General features: G+C 69.7%; 14 protein-coding genes. 9 read left to right on the top strand and 5 right to left on the bottom strand.

Going from position 1 to position 18,535, the window contains the following annotated elements; translation table 11 throughout:
- Positions 1-450 precede the first annotated feature (450 nt).
- A complete protein-coding gene (locus tag AC27LF_RS04060) occupies positions 451-2,427 on the top strand; it encodes an ATP-dependent DNA helicase (protein WP_479657813.1) in 1,977 nt (658 codons plus the stop codon).
- Between the two features lie 148 nt (positions 2,428-2,575).
- Here AC27LF_RS04060 and lexA read toward each other — a convergent pair whose 3' ends face one another.
- A complete protein-coding gene (gene lexA / locus AC27LF_RS04065) occupies positions 2,576-3,355 on the bottom strand; it encodes a transcriptional repressor LexA (RefSeq protein ID WP_479657812.1) in 780 nt (259 codons plus the stop codon).
- Positions 3,356-3,862: 507 nt separating this feature from the next.
- Here lexA and nrdR point away from each other — a divergent pair.
- Both nrdR and AC27LF_RS04075 read left to right on the top strand, forming a co-directional pair.
- The gene (gene nrdR, locus AC27LF_RS04070; RefSeq protein WP_479657811.1) at positions 3,863-4,414 is read left to right on the top strand and encodes a transcriptional regulator NrdR; all 552 of its coding nucleotides are present in this window, start codon (positions 3,863-3,865) and stop codon (positions 4,412-4,414) included.
- A gap of 164 nt (positions 4,415-4,578) precedes the next feature.
- On the top strand, positions 4,579-7,464 hold the full coding sequence (locus AC27LF_RS04075) for a vitamin B12-dependent ribonucleotide reductase (RefSeq protein ID WP_479657810.1): 2,886 nt from the start codon (positions 4,579-4,581) through the stop codon (positions 7,462-7,464).
- Positions 7,465-8,000: 536 nt separating this feature from the next.
- On the opposite strand, the gene AC27LF_RS04080 is transcribed toward AC27LF_RS04075, so the two are convergent.
- Positions 8,001-8,549, bottom strand: coding sequence for a TerD family protein (locus AC27LF_RS04080; protein ID WP_479657809.1), 549 nt, complete (start codon positions 8,547-8,549; stop codon positions 8,001-8,003).
- A 150-nt stretch (positions 8,550-8,699) separates the two neighbouring features.
- Here AC27LF_RS04080 and AC27LF_RS04085 point away from each other — a divergent pair, with 150 nt between their 5' ends.
- The 3 genes from AC27LF_RS04085 (at position 8,700) to AC27LF_RS04095 (ending at position 10,998) form a co-directional block, all read left to right on the top strand.
- Positions 8,700-9,305 carry a YdbC family protein gene (locus tag AC27LF_RS04085; RefSeq protein ID WP_479657808.1) on the top strand — a complete coding sequence of 202 codons (606 nt, stop codon included), beginning with the start codon at positions 8,700-8,702 and terminating at the stop codon, positions 9,303-9,305.
- Positions 9,306-9,423: 118 nt separating this feature from the next.
- Entirely contained in the window at positions 9,424-10,083 is a 660-nt protein-coding gene (locus AC27LF_RS04090; protein WP_479657807.1) for a histidine phosphatase family protein, read from the top strand.
- 12 nt (positions 10,084-10,095) lie between these two features.
- Positions 10,096-10,998 (top strand): ADP-ribosylglycohydrolase family protein, encoded by a 903-nt coding sequence (locus AC27LF_RS04095; protein ID WP_479657806.1) that lies wholly within the window; start codon positions 10,096-10,098, stop codon positions 10,996-10,998.
- A gap of 284 nt (positions 10,999-11,282) precedes the next feature.
- Here AC27LF_RS04095 and AC27LF_RS04100 read toward each other — a convergent pair whose 3' ends face one another.
- A complete protein-coding gene (locus AC27LF_RS04100) occupies positions 11,283-12,830 on the bottom strand; it encodes an MFS transporter (protein ID WP_479657805.1) in 1,548 nt (515 codons plus the stop codon).
- Between the two features lie 187 nt (positions 12,831-13,017).
- On the opposite strand from AC27LF_RS04100, the gene AC27LF_RS04105 reads away from it, so the two are divergent.
- From AC27LF_RS04105 to AC27LF_RS04115, 3 genes are all read left to right on the top strand, one after another.
- Positions 13,018-13,641 carry a TetR/AcrR family transcriptional regulator gene (locus AC27LF_RS04105; protein WP_479657804.1) on the top strand — a complete coding sequence of 208 codons (624 nt, stop codon included), beginning with the start codon at positions 13,018-13,020 and terminating at the stop codon, positions 13,639-13,641.
- An 82-nt stretch (positions 13,642-13,723) separates the two neighbouring features.
- Complete coding sequence (locus tag AC27LF_RS04110; protein ID WP_479657803.1) at positions 13,724-14,425, top strand: ribonuclease HII; 702 nt, start codon at positions 13,724-13,726, stop codon at positions 14,423-14,425.
- Positions 14,426-14,493: 68 nt separating this feature from the next.
- Entirely contained in the window at positions 14,494-15,126 is a 633-nt protein-coding gene (locus AC27LF_RS04115) for a hypothetical protein (RefSeq protein ID WP_479657802.1), read from the top strand.
- Between the two features lie 283 nt (positions 15,127-15,409).
- On the opposite strand, the gene AC27LF_RS04120 is transcribed toward AC27LF_RS04115, so the two are convergent.
- Together AC27LF_RS04120 and AC27LF_RS04125 are read right to left on the bottom strand one after the other, a co-directional pair.
- Positions 15,410-16,030 (bottom strand): hypothetical protein, encoded by a 621-nt coding sequence (locus AC27LF_RS04120; protein WP_479657801.1) that lies wholly within the window; start codon positions 16,028-16,030, stop codon positions 15,410-15,412.
- Between the two features lie 280 nt (positions 16,031-16,310).
- Positions 16,311-18,476, bottom strand: coding sequence for a RecQ family ATP-dependent DNA helicase (locus tag AC27LF_RS04125; protein ID WP_479657800.1), 2,166 nt, complete (start codon positions 18,474-18,476; stop codon positions 16,311-16,313).
- Between the last annotated feature and the right edge of the window lie 59 nt (positions 18,477-18,535).

Raw genomic sequence — 18,535 nt, forward strand, 5'->3', positions numbered from 1 at the left:
GCGCCCTGGCGATTCCGCCGGACCTGACACGCTCTGCTGATTGAGTCCGGCACCCCCCCGCCTCGGCGGTCCGGCAGCCCCGCGCCCCGCCTCGGCATCCCTTGGATCCCGGTGCTGCCCCGGCCCTTGCCCGGTCGCGCTCCAGCGCCGCCCCGTCCTGATACCCCGCCTCGTCCCTCCCTCCTCAACCCGCTCCGCTCCGCCCCTCGTCCGACACCGCCGAGGAGTCCGCACCGTGATCCGCCCCGGCCTTCGCCGGTCCCGCCCGTGGCTTCTCAGCCAATCCCATGACCCTGGCCCCCGGTCGCTCGACCCAGTTACCCCCGGCAGTAGAGAGGCACCGCCGGCTGATCCGCCGGTCGGCCCGTCCACCGGCGCCGGCCCCGTCCGACCTCTCCTTTCCGACGTGATCCCACGTTTGTCGGTGCCTGGCCGTAGGGTGGTCGGGCTATGACGAAGCCCTCACTCCCCGAACTCCTGCATGCCGCTGTCACAGCCGTCGGCGGCACGGAGCGCCCCGGCCAGGTGACCATGGCCGAATCGGTCGCCGAAGCGATCGACGACGGATCCCACCTGCTGGTCCAGGCCGGTACCGGCACCGGTAAGTCGCTGGGCTACCTGGTGCCCGCGCTCGCGCACGGGGAGCGTGTCGTCGTCGCGACGGCCACCCTCGCCCTGCAGCGCCAGCTCGTGGAGCGTGATCTGCCGCGCACGGTGGAGGCGCTGCACCCCCTGCTGCGCCGCCGCCCGGAGTTCGCCATGCTCAAGGGACGGTCCAACTATCTGTGCCTGCACCGTCTGCACGAGGGCGTACCACAGGACGAGGAGGACGGGCTCTTCGACCAGTTCGAGGCGGCCGCGCCGACCAGCAAGCTGGGCCAGGACCTGCTGCGGCTGCGTGACTGGGCGGACGAGACCGAGAGCGGGGACCGGGACGACCTGACACCTGGTGTGTCCGACCGCGCCTGGGCGCAGGTGTCGGTCTCCTCCCGGGAGTGCCTGGGCGCCTCGAAGTGCGCCTATGGCGCCGAGTGCTTCGCCGAGATGGCCCGGGAGCGGGCCAAGCTCGCCGAGGTCGTCGTCACCAACCACGCGCTGCTCGCGATCGACGCCATCGAGGGCGCCCCGGTGCTTCCTCAGCACGAGGTACTGATCGTGGACGAGGCGCACGAACTGGTTTCGCGGATCACCGGCGTCGCGACGGGGGAGCTGACGCCCGGCCAGGTCAACCGGGCGGTGCGCCGCGCCGCGAAACTGGTGAACGAGAAGGCCGCGGACCAGCTCCAGACCGCGGCCGAGGGCTTCGAGCGGCTGATGGAGCTGGCCCTTCCGGGCCGCCTGGAGGAGATCCCCGAAGACCTCTCCTACGCCCTGATGGCCCTGCGGGACGCCGCCCGCACCGTCATCTCCGCGATCGGCGCGACCCGTGACAAGTCGGTTCAGGACGAGGACGCGGTCCGTAAGCAGGCGCTGGCGTCCGTGGAGACGGTGCATGACGTGGCGGAGCGCGTGGTGAACGGCTCCGAGTGGGATGTCGTCTGGTATGAACGCCACGACCGGTTCGGCGCCTCCCTCCGTGTCGCACCCATGTCGGTCTCGGGTCTCCTCAGGGAGAAGCTGTTCGCGGACCGCTCCGTCGTCCTCACGTCCGCCACGCTCAAACTGGGCGGCGACTTCAATGGCGTGGGGGCCTCCCTGGGCCTGGCCCCGGAGGGCACCGAGGGCGAGGATCTCCCTCAGTGGAAGGGCCTGGACGTCGGCTCGCCCTTCGACTACCGCAAACAGGGCATCTTGTACGTGGCCAAGCATCTGTCCCGTCCGGCGCGGGACGGCGACCGCGCGGACATGCTCGACGAACTGACCGAACTGATTCAGGCGGCCGGCGGTCGCACGCTCGGCCTCTTCTCCTCCATGCGGGCGGCTCAGCTCGCCGCCGAGGAGCTGCGTTCGCGGATCCCCGAGTTCCCGATCCTGCTCCAGGGCGAGGAGACCCTAGGCGAGTTGATCAAGAACTTCGCCGCCGATGCCAAGACCTGTCTGTTCGGCACGCTGTCGCTGTGGCAGGGCGTCGATGTTCCGGGGCCCAGCTGCCAGCTGGTCGTCATGGACAAGATCCCCTTCCCGCGCCCGGACGATCCGCTGATGAGCGCTCGCCAGAAGGCGGTGGAGGATGCGGGCGGCAACGGCTTCATGGCGGTCGCCGCCACTCATGCCGCGCTGCTGATGGCGCAGGGCGCCGGCCGGCTCGTCCGGGCGTCGGGGGACAAGGGTGTGGTGGCCGTGCTGGACCAGCGGCTGGCCACTGCGCGGTACGGCGGTTACCTCAAGGCGTCACTGCCCGACTTCTGGTACACGACGGACCGTAACCAGGTGCGGAAGTCGCTCGCGGCCATCGACGCCGCCGCGCGGCAAGGGGAGGCGAAGTGATCCCGGGTTAGCCTGTCCCGGCGCCGGGACAGGCTAACCCGCGATGCGACGCCGCCGGTCACCGGGGCCGTGCAGCACAGGGCCCCGGAACCGGCGCAGAGGTTCCGGGGCCCGGTCAGGGGAAGAGCCGACGCTCGCCGTCGGGCCGTCAGACGCGGCGCAGGACCGCGACGACCTTGCCCAGGATGGTCGCGTCGTCACCGGGGATGGGCTCGTACGCGGAGTTGTGCGGGAGAAGCCATACATGGCCGTCCTCGCGCTTGAAGCGCTTGACGGTGGCTTCGCCGTCGAGCATCGCGGCCACGATGTCGCCGTTCTCCGCGACCGGCTGGCGGCGGACGGTGACCCAGTCTCCGTCGCAGATCGCGGCCTCGATCATGGAGTCGCCGACGACCTTCAGGACGAACAGTTCGCCGTCGCCGACGAGCTGCCGGGGAAGGGGGAAGACGTCCTCGACCGACTCCTCGGCGAGGATCGGACCACCGGCGGCGATGCGGCCGACGAGCGGGACGTAGGACGCGGCGGGCTTGCCGGCGGTGTCCGTGGGCTGCACGGTCACCGCCTGGTCGGAGCCGCGGACCTCGTACGCGCGCGGGCGGTGCGGGTCGCGGCGCAGGAAGCCCTTGCGTTCGAGTGCCATCAGCTGGTGCGCGACCGAAGAGGTGCTGGACAGCCCGACGGCCTGGCCGATCTCCCGCATCGACGGCGGGTAGCCACGCCGCTGCACGGAGTCCCTGATGACCTCGATCACCCGGCGCTGTCGGTCGGTGAGTCCCGAGCTGTCGGCCCGGATGCCTGGAGGTCGGCCGGGCAGAGAGCGCTTGTGCGCTTCTGGATTCGCGGCTTCGTTCATCGCGTGCACCGGCTCAAGTCGGCCCTGGGAGCGGTCCTGGGCAGTGATGGTGGCTGTGTCTGCGGTGGTGGTCACGTCGGCCCCTCTCGATGGTCTCCCTGCTGGACAACGGTAGTTGCTTTCGAAAGGTTGCGCCAAACACACGTTCGAGTGAAAAAACGCGGTTCGCTTAGCGTGATCACGTGTCTGGGTGTATGGCTAACGCTGCGCCTGGCGGATAAAAGGGTTCATTGTTGTACTCTTCACCGCCGTGGCCGACGACCTCGTGGGTCGCGCGCCCAGTCTGCCACCCGGAGTCCCGTCGACCGGGAGCCGGTCCCCTTCCGTACCGGAGTCGCACGCGTCCTCCGCGTGGCGTCCACGGTATCTCCGTATCCCGCGTCGCGGTACGCATGCGACACGCGCGCGTGTCGATGTATTGCGCCAGGCACCACATCTAGTGGTTGGATTGCTACAGCTGCCCACAAGTTGTGGTCCCCCCGGTCTTCGATGTCCGAGAGATCGCCTATGCTGGGGGCTGCTTCGAGGGGCCATGGAGGTCTTTCGGGGCCATTGAGTCTGCTGTGAGGAGGGTTGGAGATCATGCACTGCCCCTTCTGCAGGCACCCCGACAGCCGTGTCGTGGACAGTCGGACGACCGACGACGGCACGTCGATCCGCAGGCGCCGTCAGTGCCCGGACTGCACCCGCCGCTTCACGACCGTCGAGACGTGCTCGCTCATGGTGATCAAGCGGTCCGGAGTCACCGAGCCGTTCAGCCGTACCAAGGTCATCAACGGTGTGCGCAAGGCATGCCAGGGGCGGCCGGTCACCGAGGACGCGCTCGCCCAGCTCGGCCAGCGGGTCGAGGAGGCGGTGCGGGCCACCGGGAGCGCCGAGCTGACCACCCACGACGTGGGGCTGGCCATGCTCGGCCCGTTGCAGGAGCTCGACCTCGTCGCCTATCTGCGATTCGCCTCCGTCTACCGGGCGTTCGACTCGCTTGAGGACTTCGAGGGCGCCATCGCCGAGCTCAGGGAACCGAGGCGAGTCCCCGCCGCGGACGACGATGACGCGACAGCGGGGAGCCAGGAGGACGAGCGCGGGCGCGGGGGGACTGCCGAGGTCCCCGTGCCCGCCCACGCCGCCGACTGAAGGACGCGCCGGAGCGGACGGGGGTCCGGGATCCGGCGGGACGGCGGCGAGTGAAGACCCGTTGCGGGCGGCAGCGCGTTGGGAGCCCGCAACACAAGACAGAACACCGTGCCACGGGAACATCGGGGCACTTCAGGGCGTTTTAGCCCGTACAGGGAGGCGGCATGACAGAGACGGCGAGCGGTCCGGCACGAGGTTCCCGAGCCAAGGGGACCAAGGCCACCAAGGGGCTGCGTATCGAGCGCATCCACACCACCCCCGGCGTACACCCGTACGACGAGGTCGAGTGGGCGCGCCGTGACGTCGTCATGACCAACTGGCGCGACGGCTCGGTCAATTTCGAGCAGCGTGGCGTCGAGTTCCCCGACTTCTGGTCGGTGAACGCGGTCAACATCGTCACCAGCAAGTACTTCCGTGGTGCCGTGGGCACCCCGCAGCGCGAGACCAGCCTCAAGCAGCTGATCGACCGCATCGTGAAGACGTACCGGAAGGCCGGAGAGGACTACAAGTACTTCGCCTCGCCCGCCGACGCCGAGATCTTCGAGCACGAGCTGGCGTACGCCCTCCTGCACCAGATCTTCAGCTTCAACAGCCCCGTCTGGTTCAACGTCGGCACGCCCCAGCCCCAGCAGGTCTCCGCCTGCTTCATCCTGTCCGTCGACGACTCCATGGAGTCGATCCTCGACTGGTACAAGGAAGAGGGCATGATCTTCAAGGGCGGCTCAGGAGCCGGCCTGAACCTCTCCCGCATCCGTTCCTCCAAGGAACTGCTGTCCTCCGGGGGCAACGCCTCCGGCCCGGTCTCCTTCATGCGTGGCGCCGACGCCTCGGCGGGCACCATCAAGTCGGGCGGAGCCACCCGCCGCGCCGCCAAGATGGTCATCCTCGACGTCGACCACCCCGACATCGAGGACTTCATCGAGACCAAGGTGAAGGAGGAGGAGAAGATCCGCGCCCTGCGCGACGCGGGCTTCGACATGGACCTGGGCGGTGACGACATCACCTCCGTCCAGTACCAGAACGCCAACAACTCGGTCCGCGTGAACGACGAGTTCATGAAGGCCGTCGAGCAGGGCGGAAAGTTCGGCCTCCGCGCGCGGATGACGGGCGAGGTCATCGAGGAGGTCGAGGCGAAGGCCCTGTTCCGCAAGATGGCCGAGGCGGCCTGGGCCTGCGCCGACCCCGGCATCCAGTACGACGACACCATCAACCACTGGCACACCTGCCCGGAGTCCGGCCGGATCAACGGCTCGAACCCCTGCAGCGAGTACATGCACCTGGACAACACGTCCTGCAACCTCGCCTCGCTGAACCTGATGAAGTTCCTGAAGGACGACGGCAAGGGCAACCAGTCGTTCGAGGTCGAGCGCTTCGCGAAGGTCGTCGAACTCGTCATCACCGCGATGGACATCTCCATCTGCTTCGCCGACTTCCCGACCCAGAAGATCGGCGAGAACACGCGCGCGTTCCGCCAGCTGGGCATCGGCTACGCCAATCTGGGCGCCCTGCTGATGGCCACCGGCCACGCCTACGACTCCGACGGCGGCCGCGCCCTGGCCGGCGCCATCACCTCCCTGATGACCGGCACGTCGTACCGTCGCTCCGCCGAACTGGCCGCGGTCGTCGGCCCGTACGACGGCTACGCCCGCAACGCCGACGCCCACAAGCGCGTCATGAAGCAGCACGCCGACGCCAATGGCGCGGCCGTGCGCATGGACGACCTGGACACCCCGGTCTGGGCCGCCGCCACGGAGGCATGGCAGGACGTGCTGCGCCTCGGTGAGAAGAACGGATTCCGCAACTCCCAGGCATCCGTCATCGCGCCGACCGGCACCATCGGTCTCGCGATGTCCTGCGACACCACCGGCCTGGAGCCCGACCTCGCCCTGGTCAAGTTCAAGAAGCTGGTCGGCGGCGGCTCGATGCAGATCGTCAACGGCACCGTCCCGCAGGCCCTGCGCCGCCTGGGCTACCAGGAGGAGCAGATCGAGGCGATCGTCGCCCACATCGCCGAGCACGGCAATGTGATCGACGCCCCCGGCCTCAAGCAGCAGCACTACGAAGTGTTCGACTGCGCCATGGGCGAGCGGGCGATCTCCCCGATGGGCCACGTCCGCATGATGGCCGCGATCCAGCCGTGGATCTCCGGCGCCCTGTCCAAGACGGTCAACATGCCGGAGTCGGCGACCGTCGAGGAGGTCGAGGAGATCTACTTCGAGGCGTGGAAGATGGGCGTCAAGGCGCTTGCGATCTACCGCGACAACTGCAAGGTCGGCCAGCCGCTCTCCGCGAAGAAGAAGGGCGACGACAAGAAGACCGAGGCCAAGGCCGAGGAGGCACCCAAGGTCGAGAAGGTCGTCGAGTACCGTCCGGTCCGCAAGCGCCTCCCGAAGGGACGTCCCGGCATCACCACGTCCTTCACCGTCGGCGGCGCCGAGGGCTACATGACCGCCAATTCCTACCCGGACGACGGGCTCGGCGAGGTCTTCCTGAAGATGTCCAAGCAGGGCTCGACCCTCGCGGGCATGATGGACGCGTTCTCCATCGCCGTCTCCGTCGGCCTCCAGTACGGCGTACCCCTGGAGACGTACGTCTCGAAGTTCACCAACATGCGCTTCGAGCCGGCCGGCATGACCGACGACCCGGACGTGCGGATGGCCCAGTCGATCGTCGACTACATCTTCCGCCGCCTGGCGCTGGACTTCCTGCCCTTCGAGACGCGTTCCGCGCTCGGCATCCACTCCGCCGAGGAGCGGCAGCGCCACCTGGAGACCGGCTCGTACGAGTCGTCCGAGGACGAGGTCGACGTCGAGGGGCTGGCCCAGTCGGCGCCGCGCCAGACCGACCTGAAGGCCGTGTCCACCCCACAGGCCGGCGGCGAGGCGGCCAAGCCCGCGCCGAAGCAGGCGCACACCAGCGCCGAGCTGGTGGAGATGCAGCTGGGCATCCAGGCCGACGCCCCGCTGTGCTTCTCCTGCGGCACGAAGATGCAGCGGGCCGGATCCTGCTACATCTGCGAGGGCTGCGGCTCGACGAGCGGCTGCAGCTGATCCTGTGAGGTGAGGGGCGCCGGCCGCGGGCCGGCGCCCCTCACCGCCCACGGCACGCGCGGCCCTCACCCGTCGCAGCGACGGGGCGGCAGCTTCGTGTGCCCTCCGGCGCGCCGCGTCGACGGGTGTCCCCCGGTGAACCCTGGCCACGGGAACCAGGGCCGGTACACGCCCCGCCCACCCCACGACAGTGCGCTGGATGCGCGTCTGGACGCGGCCGAGCGCCACGCCTCGGCGCCCGCCGGGGCGCACGGCGCAGAGCCCGCCGTCGGGCCCACGCCATCGCGCCCGACACTCGCCGGCTCCTGTGCCATCCGCAGTCACCCAGAGGCCGCTCGACACGGAGGCCGGCACCCGTCGTCAGAGCCTTCCCGACCCGGGCCGGATTCGCCCGCCAGGGGCGTTCGACGCGCTGCGCGGGCAGCGTCTGCTCCATGTCCTGGCGGTCCACGGCGCCTGGACGAGCCGCCGCATCGCGTCATCCCACCGCAGGGCGGCCCCGGACCCACCGGTGTGGGCTCCCACGACCGTCGCCCCTACTCGGGCCGGCCTTCCGGGCCGCCGCGCCGGCCCATGGTCCTGCTGAAGGTCGCGGGGTCGTCCTCGAAGCCATGGACGCCGGATTGGAACCGCCACCCGCCGGACTCGTCACGGACGAACTCAGCGACGGTCGCCGCGGTCGCCCCGGGAACCGATGCGAAGTCGTCCTCGGCGAGGACGGTGTAGCCCTCGCGTATGCGCACCGCCGGATTGAGGACGCCGGCGAACCTGCGCTCCTCGGGCCGCTGCTGGATGACGACACCGACGACCACGCGCGCGTACCGGCCATGGAGCCGGTCGAGTTCCAGCGTCATGACTTCGTCCGAGCCGAAGCCCTTCCCGTCCGCGCTGTCCCGGTTGAGGTAGATCGTTCCGTCGGGGGAGCGGCTGTCGAAGTGCACCAGATAATCCGGGGTGCCGTACGGATCGTCCCGCTCGTACGTGGCGGCGATGAGGTCGAGATCGGTGGGTTGCTGCCCCATGGGGCTCGGATCCCACTTCAACGCGACCTCGACCTTGCGGATCCCTTTGCTCAAGCCGTTCACCAGGCTTCCCCTTCCCCCTCTGGGCCCCTTGTCCCAACTCCCCGGTGGCCAAGGTTCGTTGTCCATCGTGCCACGCGCTGCGGGCCGGTGCGTGGGTGATCTCTCGCGGAGCGTGACCGGGGCCACGCTCCATGGCCTTACGATGGCGCGGTGCTGGTCAAGTGGATTCGCTGCACCGTGGTGGACCGCCGCGGGTTCGAGCGGGGGCAGCGAAAGTGGGCGGGGCTTCTGGGGGAGCCAGGGTTTCGCGGGCAGGGCGGCGGCTGGAGCCGGCAGCGGCCCGGCGTGGCGCACATCTTCGCCTTCTGGGAGAGCCGCGCCTTCTACGACTCCTTCATGGCCCGCTCCCACGACCGTCTCGCGGCGTCGCAAGCGGGCACCTTCAAGGACAGCCAGGCCAAACTGTTCGAGTACCGCTTCGACGTGAAGACCGGCTTCGAACCGAGGTTCGCGGACTCCGACCTGATCCGCGTCGCCCACTGCCGCATCCACGAAGAGCGAGTGGAGAACTTCACCCTGATGCAGGAGAAGGTCTGGAACCCCGCCATGGCCGGTTCGCCCGGCATGATCCGCGGCATGTTCGCCGAGGCCCCCGAGCACGAGTTCCTGATCCTTTCGATGTGGCGCTCGGCCGCCGAGCACGGCAAGTACCGCAGCGAGCGCGTGGAGCGGCTGGCCCTGCGGGCACAGACCGAGGCGGACGTCGCGGCACTCACCGGTGACATCGTGGAACTGGAGCCGACGTGGACGGTCTGACGCGCGCGCCTGTGAAATGTGTGCCTTGAGTGGCCTCCGGTGCCGTATTCGTGTGACCTACGCCGTATGGGGCGCTCAGAATTGCCCGGTGGAGCGTCACCCGATCTAGGGTTTTGGCATGGCACGACCACGGCGCATCGTACTGGTCCGGCACGGCGAGTCGACGGGCAATGTCGATGACTCCGTCTACGAGCGGGAACCCGACCACGCCCTCGCACTCACCGAGCGCGGCTGGCAGCAGGCAGCGGAGACCGGAAAGAGGCTCCGGGAGGTGTTCGACCGGGAGCGGGTGAGCGTGTACGTCTCTCCGTACCGGCGTACGCACGAGACGCTCCGCGCCTTCCACCTGGACCCCGAGTTGATACGGGTGCGTGAGGAACCGCGACTGCGCGAGCAGGACTGGGGGAACTGGCAGGACTGTGACGACGTACGCCTCCAGAAGACCTACCGCGACGCGTACGGGCACTTCTTCTTCCGCTTCCCGCAGGGCGAGTCGGGCGCCGATGTGTACGACCGGGTCGGGGGCTTCCTGGAGAGTCTGTTCCGCAGCTTTGAGGCACCGGACCATCCGCCCAATGTGCTCCTGGTGAGCCATGGCCTGGCGATGCGGTTGTTCTGCATGCGCTGGTTCCACTGGACGGTCGCGGAATTCGAATCCCTGTCGAACCCCGGGAACGCGGAGATGCGCATGCTCGTTCTCGGTGACGACGGCAAGTACACGCTCGACCGGCCCTTCGAGCGTTGGCGGGACCCGCTGCCGCACTGGACCACCGAATAGAGCGGCTGGGCGATGACCGCTGATTCCTCTCGCCCGGAGCGCTTGGACCGTGCCCTGACAAGCCTGCGTGGACTGGCCGTGGGTGACGCGCTCGGCTCCCAGTTCTTCGTCCCGGCGAACTACCCGCTGCTGAAGCGCCGTGAGCCGCCGCCCGGCCCCTGGCAGTGGACGGACGACACGGAGATGGCCTGCTCCGTGGTCGCCGTCCTCGCCGAGCACCACCGCATCGACCAGGACGCGCTCGCCCGCTCCTTCGCCGAGCACCACGACTTCGACCGCGATTACGGACCGGCGGTCAACCGCCTGCTGCGGCTCGTCCGGGAGGGCCACGAATGGCGTGAGCTGGCCGCCGGGCTCTTCAACGGTCAGGGGTCCTGGGGCAACGGCGCGGCGATGCGCATCGCACCCCTGGGCGCCTGGTACTCGGACGACCCGGAACAGGCGACCCACCAGGCGGAGATCTCGGCGTACACCACACACCAGCACCGCGAGGCCGTCGTCGGGGCCATGGCCGTCGCCGCGGCCGCAGCCCTGGCCGCGGCCCCCGGCGGCCCGCCCAGCCCCGACGCACTCCTCGGCGGGGTCGTGGCGCTCGTCCCGAAGAGCGCCGTGAGCGCGGGGCTGCGGCGCGCCCGGGACATGCTCGACTACGAAGACGCGAGCACCGTCGCCGCCGTCCTGGGCTGCGGACGGCGCACCTCCGCCCATGACACCGTCCCCTTCGCTCTGTGGTCGGCGGCTCGCGCGCTCGACGACTACGAGTCGGCGTTCTGGACGACCGCCCAGGTCGGCGGGGATGTCGACACCACCTGCGCCATCGTGGGCGGCGTGCTGGCGGCCGGAAAGGCGGGGGCGCCGCCGCCCGAGTGGCTGGAGCGTGCGGAGACGCTTCCGGACTGGGTGGCGGCGGCCTGACACCCGCCGTCGACCGGCCGCGGAAACTCTGCGTGATTGCCGGGAACTCTGCGTGATGCCTGCGCGTTTTTCCGACATCGGCTGTGCGACGTGCGGGTATGCGCGGTCGGGAGATTCCGTGGGTGGCAGGGGGTGTGGTGATGGCGTTTGTCGTGCTGGTGCTGGTGCTGGTGGTCTTCTTCTCGGCCTCGGCGGCCGTATTGCGGATGGCCGGGCCGTCGCCCTCGCCGTCCGTCCCCCGGGCCGGGTCCGGCCATCCGCGGTCTTGCGGGGAGCCTTCCGGCTCAGCCGATTCCGGGGCCCGCGACTCCGGAGAGGGCTTCGAGGTCGCTCTTGCGCACCCTGATCACGAACCAGGCCGTGGCGAGAGCGAGAACGGCCATCGCGGCGGCGGGTATGAACGCGGTCGAGATGCCGTGCGCGAGCACTTCGTGCCCCCACGGCGCCGGCAACTGGTGGGTCTTGGCGAACTCCGCCTTCTGCGCGGGCGAGCCGTCGGCGAGGAACTTCGGCAGCTGCTTCGCCGCCTCGTCCTTGCTCGCCGAGCCGAAGACCGTGGTCAGGATGGACAGTCCGAGCGAACCGCCCACCTGCTGTGTGGCGTTGAGCAGACCGGACGCCGCGCCCGCCTCGTGCTGGGCGACGCCGGAGACGGCCGTGACCGTCACCGTCACGAAGTTGAGACCCATGCCGAAGCCGAACACCAGCATCGGGCCCAGCACTCCGCCGAGATAGGAGCTGTCGGGGCTGATGAAGGTCTGCCAGGTGAGCCCGACGACCACGAACGTGGCACCGGTGATCATGAACGGCTTGGGGCCGAGCGAGGGCAGGAACCGCTGCGACAGACCGGCCCCGACGGCGATCGCGACCGTCACGGGCAGGAAGGCGAGCCCGGCCCTGATCGGGCTGTAGCCCAGCACGTTCTGCACGAACAGCACGATGTAGAAGAACATGCCGAACATCGCCGCGGCCAGGCTCAACATGATCACGTACGTGCCCGAGCGGTTGCGGTCGGCGAACATCTTCAGCGGCGTGATGGGTTCCGTCGCCCGCATCTCGGTGAAGACGAACGCCACCAGCAGAACCACGGCCGCACCGAAGGACGCCAGGGTCATGCCGTCGCGCCAGCCGTCCTCCGAGGCGCGGATGAAGCCGTACACGAGAGAGGCCATGCCCAGGGTCGAGGTCAGCGCGCCCGCGATGTCGAAGCGTCCCGGGTGCCGCTCGGACTCGTTGATGAACCGCGGTGTGAGCGCGGCGATCAGGATGCCGATCGGCACGTTGACGAAGAGCACCCACCGCCAGTCGAGCCAGTCGGTGAGCATGCCGCCGGCGAGCAGACCGATGGCGCCGCCGCCCGCGGACACGGCGGCGAACACGCCGAACGCCCGGTTCCGTTCCGGCCCCTCGGGAAACGTGGTGGTGATGAGGGCCAGCGAGGTGGGCGAAGCGATCGCGCCGCCCACGCCCTGCAAGGCACGCGCGGCGAGCAGTTGCCAGGGTTCCTGGGCGAGACCGCCGAGCAGCGAGGCGAAGGTGAACAGCAGGATGCCGGCCATGAACACCCGGCGGCGGCCGAGGATGTCACCGGCCCGGGCGCCGAGCAGCAGGAGGCCGCCGAAGGTGAGCGTGTAGGCGCTGACCACCCAGGTGAGGTCCGTGGTGCTGAACTTGAGCGCGTCTTGAATGTGCGGGAGCGCGATGTTCACAATCGTCGCGTCGAGTACCACCATGAGTTGGCAGGCCGCGATGACAGTGAGCGCTATACCGGAGTGCCCCTTCCGGTCGGTTGCTCCTGGTGTTTTGTCCTGGATGAGCTGAGAGGTTGTCACTATGGGTCCCCCACGAAGGCTTTAGTGAACGCTCGCGTTCACTGTCGCGCCAACGGTAGTGAGTCCTCAACAGAGAACGCAAGCGTTCACTTAATCCTTCCTCGCGCGTCGCGTCCCCCGCTGTCGCCGTGTGAGGCGCTCCCTGTGCCGGAATCCCCGCCTCCCCTTGTCTGTTGGAGAAATCCAGATGGTTACCTCGCACTGGAGTGCCGCCCCCGCTCAGGCGGCCTCCCTTCGCCGGCGCGGCGCCGTACTCGAAAGCGCGATCCTCGATGCCGCCCTGGAGCAGCTCAGCACCGTCGGCTGGAACGGCCTCACGATGGAGGGAGTCGCTGCCGGTGCCCAGACCGGCAAGGCCGCGGTCTACCGCCGCTGGCCGTCCAAGGAGGATCTTGTCGCCGACGCCCTGCAGGCCGGTCTGCCGCGGATGGAGGAGGTCCCCGACCTCGGGAGCGTGCGCGAAGATCTGCTGGCCCTGTGCCGCCAGGCGCGCGACGCGATGTTCTCCCGTCCTGGCTTCGCTTTGCGCTCGGTGATTCACGAATGCGACACGATGCAGGCGGAGCGCTTCCACAGTGTGATCATCGGGGGTGTCGTGGAACCGGCGATCAAGCTGCTGCACGAGATCATCACCCGCGGAATCGCGCGCGGGGAGGTGCGTCCCGACGCAGTGAACAGCTATGTCTGCGACGCCATTCCGGCGATGATGATGTACCGCACCAAGATGTGCGCCAGTGAATGGTCCGATCGTGACATCCAAGAGATGATCGACCAGTTGATGCTGCCGCTGCTCCGGCCCGAGGGGACCTGACTGCGGGGTGTGGCCGCACCCCGGCCGCAGTGGCGGGCCGGGGTGTCGCCGGGGGATCCGGGCGGCGTACGCTAAGGGCGCCATGCCGTACGAACCGCCTACTCACACCGTCGAGCGCTCCCTCCGCGCCACGATCGGAGCGAAGGTCATTGCCGGTGTCGACGAGGTGGGGCGCGGCGCGTGGGCCGGACCCGTCACCGTCTGTGCGGCCGTCACCGGACTTCGCCGGCCCCCCGAGGGTCTCACCGACTCCAAGCTGCTCACCGTCAAACGGCGCACAGAGCTGGCTGAGACGCTGCGGACCTGGGTGACCTCCTACGCTCTGGGGCACTCCTCCCCGCAGGAGATCGACGCATTGGGGATGACGGCGGCCTTGCGGCTCGCGGCCGGGCGTGCCCTGGAGGCCCTTCCGGTCCGCCCCGACGCGGTGATCCTCGACGGGAAGTACGACTACCTCGGCACGCCCTGGAAGGTCCGTACGGTCATCAAGGGCGACCGGTCCTGCGTGGCGGTGGCTGCGGCCTCGGTGATCGCCAAGGTTCAGCGCGACAAAATGATGGCCGAACTGGGTATCGACCATGCAGACTTCGGTTTTGCGGACAACGCGGGGTATCCGTCTCCCGTGCACAAAGCCGCACTGGAGGAGCGGGGCCCCACCCCGTACCACCGGTTGTCGTGGGCGTATCTTGATGCGCTGCCCCAGTGGCGGCACCTCAAGAAGGTCCGCAGCTCGGCGGATGGAAGCGTTCCGGAGATCGAGGGCCAGCTCGGCTTCGACTTCTGACGGTTCCACTCGCACTGTTGTGCCACCCGGTCATGCGTACCAGACCGGCGTTTGATAAATATCAGCTCATGCCTCTCATTCCCGAGGAGCCTCAGATTCACGAGAGTGCCCAGGGTCCCCGCGCCACGCCGTCCAGCGGCCGCACCGCGCCGACCCCCCGTCCCGTACCCGGCCCCCGCCCCGCGGCTCCGTCGCGTCCCGGTCGTCCAGGCCCTCTCCGGCCCGCGCCGCCGATGCAACGCACGCCGCGTGACGTGGCCGCCAACAAGCCGGGCCCGTCGGGTCCGGCCGCCTCCGCCGCCTCGGCGGCGAACCCGCAGATCCAACTGATTCCGGCCTCTGCCGAGGGAGCGCTCGATGCCGCCGACGAGGCGGTGGACCTGCTCCTGGAGTCGGGCCGCTCTCCCGGTGATGTGCTGGTGATCACCACCGGTCGGCCGCACCCGTGGGCCGAGCACGAGCTGTCCTTCGGCGACGCCTCCTACTGGGCGCAGCACGATGCCGGCGACGACGTCTTCTACGCGGACGCCGCCGTCGCCTCCCGTGCGGCCTCCCGTCCGGTGGTCGTGGTCGCGGTCAACGGTGCCCCCGACACGGATGCTGCCGCCGCCCTCCCGCTGGCCCATGCCCGAGCCGGTGCCCTGCTGATCGTCTGCGGTGACCCGCAGCAGATCAACGCGGTGCTGGGCACGGGCGTCTGAGCCGGGTCCGGTACCCGGCCGGGACGCCGAGAGCGGCGAGGACGTCGAAGGCACCGCTTCGGCGGCACATGCACGGTGATGCTTTTGGCATGCCCGGAAACCGGAGAACGGCCCTTTCTCCCGGGAAAGCGCCACACCGGTACCGGGCATGGGACTGCGATGGCCCGCGGTCCGTAGCGACCCATCGCGGATCTCGTACCGGCGTCGGTCACACGGGCCGGCACGAGGCCGACCGGCTCCGCCGAGCAGGGAGAGGATCTGCTTGGTCAGAGGACCGTACCGCTCAACGGGCCGCCGCGCGGCGCAATACCTCAGAAACGCCGCCGCCGGTGCGGGGTGAGGGGGCCGGGGCGTCCGCGGTGGCGAAGGGTTCGGGAGTCGAGTCCACGCTCGGGCGACGGCCGCCGCGGCCTTCGCCGAGTACCTGCCAGCCGTCCCGGGTCAGCGTGATGTACGCCCCGCAGCGCAATCCGTGCAGGGTGCAGGCGTCACGCAGGCCCCACATCCATGCGCCGTCCTCCTCCGTCCAACGCGCGTCCCCCTCACGGCAGTAGAGCAGCACTGCCGTGCGCACGGGCGTGCGGCGCCGCAGGTCGTGCGGGATGACCCGGCGCAGTTGGGACAGCAGCGCATTGCGGAACATCCATCCGTCGGCCGGTACTGGGCGGCGGGTGAACGATGCGCTCGCCAGCAGTCTTTCCTCCGGGTCCAGGACCGCGACGACCGCGGTCGCCGCCTTGGGACGGTGCCGGGTGTGCAGCCCGCTGACGACCTCACGGGGGTTGCGCAGCAGCGGAATCCCCGCGGCGGCCCACTCCGCGGGTTCAAGCAGCCGGCTGGTGGAAGCGGCGGACGCGGGCGTCGAGAAGGGTTCCGCCGAGGACGGAGCGAATCCGAAGGTCACGTTTCTCCCTTCGGCTACGCGCCCACACTACGGGCGGGGTCGGACTGGGGACGCGCACCGCAGCAAGGCCCAACCGGATCACGGACGAACCGTGCGGGGAGCGGACTTCAATTCTTCCTGTCGAACTGGAATGCGGCAACGAGCAATTGGGGCCAGCGACACTTATCCAGTGATCTGTGGCTTATATCCCTACCCAGAGAGTCGTCCGGCGATTCGTGGGACCGGCGGTGGTGCCGTTTTCGGACGCCGTGCGCCCGAGCGTGCGCCGGTGTGGCGGATGTCAGCCCTGTACGGCCAGGACCAGCGGCAGCACTCCCTGCGCTCCCGCTCTCCTGAGAAGGCGGGCCGCGACCGCCAAGGTCCAGCCCGTCTCGGTGTAGTCGTCCACGAGCAGGACCGGACCGCTCGCCGTCAGCAGCGCGGAGGCCAGTGCGGGGGGCACGACCAGCGCGCCGTCCAGTGCGTGCAGACGCTGTGCGCTGTTGCTGCGGGACAACCGCGGCGCTTCTCCCACGTACTCCAGCGATCCGAGCAGCGGCAGGCGGCCGACCTCAGCGATGCGCGCGCCCAGGGAATGGATCAGCTGCGGCCGGCTGCGTGAGGCGACGGTGACCACCCCGACCGGCCGCGGCTGCGCGTCGGCGGCCCCCGCGGCCCAGCCGCCGGGACCCTTGGCCCAGTCGGCCAGCACGTCCACCACGGCCCGCGCCACATCGTCCGGCACGGGGGCGTCCGGTGCCGAGGGCGCGAGCATCGGCCGCAGCCGATTGCCCCAGCCGATGTCCGACAAGCGCCCCAACGCACGCCCCGGCGCCGCCTGTTCCCCGGCAGGAATCCGCCCCTTGAGGTCGATGCCGATCGCCGGCAGCCCCGTCGGCCACATGCGCCGGGGCTCGACCTCGACGCCCGCGCGCCGCAGATCGACGCGCGCGGCGTCCAGCGCGGCCACCGTCGTGTCCGCCGAGAACCTGCTACCGGCGCAGTTGTCGCAGCGGCCGCACGGTTTCGCCCCCTCGTCGTCCAGCTGCCGCTGCAGGAACTCCATCCGGCAGCCCGCGGTGTCGGCGTACTCGCGCATGGCCTGCTGCTCGGCCTTGCGCTGGCGGGCCACCCAGTCGTACCGCTCGGCCTCGTACGTCCACGGCTGCCCGGTGGCGACCCAGCCGCCCTTGACCCGCCTGACCGCCCCGTCCACGTCGAGGACCTTCAGCATGGTCTCCAGGCGTGAGCGCCGCAGCTCCACCAGAGGCTCAAGGGCGGGCAGCGACAGCGGACGGTCCGATCCGGCCAGGACATCGAGCGTGCGGCGCACCAGATCCTCGGGCGGGAAGGCGAGCGACGCGAAGTACTCCCAGATGGCCTCGTCCTCCCGGCCCGGCAACAGCAGCACCTCGGCATGCTCCACGCCTCGGCCGGCCCGCCCCACCTGCTGGTAGTAGGCGATGGGGGAGGACGGCGAACCCAGGTGCACCACGAATCCGAGGTCGGGCTTGTCGAAGCCCATACCGAGTGCGGAGGTCGCGACCAGCGCCTTGACCCGGTTGGCGAGCAGATCCTCCTCGGCCTGTTGCCGCTCGGCGTTCTCCGTCTTGCCCGTGTACGAGGCGACGGTGTGCCCGCGCTGCCGCAGGAAGGCGGTGACCTCCTCGGCGGCAGCCACCGTCAGCGTGTAGACGATGCCCGAACCCGGCAGATCGTCGAGGTGGTCGGCGAGCCAGGCCATGCGGTGCGCGGCGTCCGGCAGCCGCAGCACGCCCAGACTCAGGCTGTCCCGGTCCAGCGGGCCGCGCAGGACCAGCGCGTCCGACGGGCCTCCCGTACCCAGCTGCTCGGCGACATCGGCGGTCACGCGGGCATTGGCCGTGGCGGTGGTGGCCAGCACGGGCACGCCGGGCGGGAGGTCGGCGAGCATGGTGCGCAGCCGGCGGTAGTCGGGCCGGAAGTCGTGGCCCCAGTCGGAGATGCAGTGGGCCTCGTCCACGACGAGCAGCCCGGTAGCGGCGGCCAGCTTGGGCAGGACCTGGTCGCGGAAGTCCGGGTTGTTCAGGCGTTCCGGGCTGACGAGCAGGACATCGACGGCGCCCGCCGCGATCTCCGTCTGGATCGCGTCCCACTCCTCGGTGTTGGAGGAGTTGATGGTCCGGGCGTGGATGCCTGCCCGGGCAGCGGCATCCACCTGGTTGCGCATCAGCGCGAGGAGCGGCGAGACGATCACGGTGGGGCCGCTGCCCTGGGCACGCAGCAGCGAGGTCGCCACGAAATAGACCGCGGACTTGCCCCATCCCGTGCGCTGGACGACAAGGGCTCTGCGGCGATCGGCGACCAGCGCCTCGATCGCCCGCCACTGGTCCTCGCGCAGCCGGGCGGCGCCCGTGGCGTCCCCGACCAGCCGGGCGAGGACGATGTCGGCCTGTGCACGCAGATCCGTGTTGCTCGTGTGCTCCATGCGTCCCATCCAACAGGACACCGGCGACAGCCGGACGGCCCCTGTGGACAAACGACGGC

The organism is Streptomyces diversicolor, assembly GCF_057537855.1.

Excerpts from the sequence above, each read along its gene's own strand:
- AC27LF_RS04090 (WP_479657807.1), top strand. The coding sequence starts at position 9,424 with ATGGCACGACCACGGCGCATCGTACTGGTCCGGCACGGCGAGTCGACG.
- AC27LF_RS04105 (WP_479657804.1), top strand. The coding sequence starts at position 13,018 with ATGGTTACCTCGCACTGGAGTGCCGCCCCCGCTCAGGCGGCCTCCCTT.
- AC27LF_RS04115 (WP_479657802.1), top strand. The coding sequence starts at position 14,494 with ATGCCTCTCATTCCCGAGGAGCCTCAGATTCACGAGAGTGCCCAGGGT.
- nrdR (WP_479657811.1), top strand. The coding sequence starts at position 3,863 with ATGCACTGCCCCTTCTGCAGGCACCCCGACAGCCGTGTCGTGGACAGT.
- AC27LF_RS04060 (WP_479657813.1), top strand. The coding sequence starts at position 451 with ATGACGAAGCCCTCACTCCCCGAACTCCTGCATGCCGCTGTCACAGCC.
- AC27LF_RS04075 (WP_479657810.1), top strand. The coding sequence starts at position 4,579 with ATGACAGAGACGGCGAGCGGTCCGGCACGAGGTTCCCGAGCCAAGGGG.
- AC27LF_RS04110 (WP_479657803.1), top strand. The coding sequence starts at position 13,724 with ATGCCGTACGAACCGCCTACTCACACCGTCGAGCGCTCCCTCCGCGCC.
- AC27LF_RS04125 (WP_479657800.1), bottom strand. The coding sequence starts at position 18,476 with ATGGAGCACACGAGCAACACGGATCTGCGTGCACAGGCCGACATCGTC.
- AC27LF_RS04095 (WP_479657806.1), top strand. The coding sequence starts at position 10,096 with ATGACCGCTGATTCCTCTCGCCCGGAGCGCTTGGACCGTGCCCTGACA.